Source organism: Rheinheimera pleomorphica, assembly GCF_011634895.1.
In the GTDB taxonomy this organism is placed as follows: Bacteria; Pseudomonadota; Gammaproteobacteria; order Enterobacterales; family Alteromonadaceae; genus Alishewanella; species Alishewanella pleomorphica.
On record NZ_SIRR01000011.1, the window covers coordinates 1 to 1,121 of the forward strand.

Below are 1,121 nucleotides of genomic sequence, written 5' to 3' on the forward strand. Positions count from 1 at the left end.
CGGAATTGCTGATGCCCCACCGCCAGGATAACCGCATCATAAGCGCCCTGCTCTGGCGTGCTCAGCGGCGTTATGCCGTATTCGTGCTGTGCTTCGTCGCTATTTACCCAGGGGTCAAACACGTCTGCCGCTACGCCGTATTCTTTTAGCTCAGCTAAAATATCCACCACCTTGGTGTTGCGGATATCCGGGCAGTTTTCTTTAAAGGTTAAGCCCATGACCAGCACTTTGGCACCGGCCACATGGATACGCCGCTTGACCATCGCCTTTACCAGTTCGCTGACCACATAACGTCCCATGCTGTCGTTGATGCGTCTTCCTGCCAGTATCACTTCAGGGTGATAACCAATCGATTGCGCTTTATGCGTTAAATAGTACGGGTCTACCCCGATACAGTGGCCGCCGACTAAACCCGGCCGAAACGGCAGAAAGTTCCATTTGGTGCCAGCGGCTAGCAGCACTTCTTCAGTATCAATGCCCAGTTTGTTAAAAATTACCGCCAGCTCGTTTATCAGCGCGATGTTTAAATCGCGCTGGGTATTTTCGATAACTTTGGCCGCTTCTGCCACCCGGATTGAGCTGGCTTTATAGGTACCGGCGGTAATAATGCTGCGGTATAAGCCATCAACAAATTCGGCGATGTCAGGCGTAGAACCCGAGGTGACTTTTTTTATCGTCGTGACCCGGTGCTCTTTATCGCCCGGGTTTATCCGCTCCGGGCTGTAACCGGCAAAAAAATCGACATTGTATTTAAGCCCCGATACACGCTCGATAACCGGGATGCAGTCTTCCTCGGTTGCACCCGGGTAAACGGTAGACTCATAAATGACCACATCGCCGGCTTTCATCACTTTGCCTAAGGTTTCTGAGGCTTTAATCAGCGGCGTTAAATCTGGCTGGCGGTGCGCGTCTATTGGCGTGGGTACAGTGACAATAAACACATTCGCCCGGCGCAAATCTGCTATATCCGCGCTGTAGCTTAGCTGTGTCGCCTGCGCCAGCTCTTCAGCGCTCACTTCCAGCGTATGGTCTTCGCCCTGGTTTAGCTCTTTTATCCGCGCTTGGTTGATGTCAAACCCCAACGTCGGGTAATGCTTGCCAAACTCGACCGCCAGCGGCAG

The 1,121-nt window shown here is 52.6% G+C and carries 1 protein-coding gene; it reads right to left on the reverse strand.

Annotated elements, in window-relative coordinates; genetic code table 11:
- The coding region (tviB, locus tag EYB30_RS13170; RefSeq protein WP_166839379.1) for a Vi polysaccharide biosynthesis UDP-N-acetylglucosamine C-6 dehydrogenase TviB at positions 1-1,121 on the reverse strand (1,121 nt) is incomplete at both ends.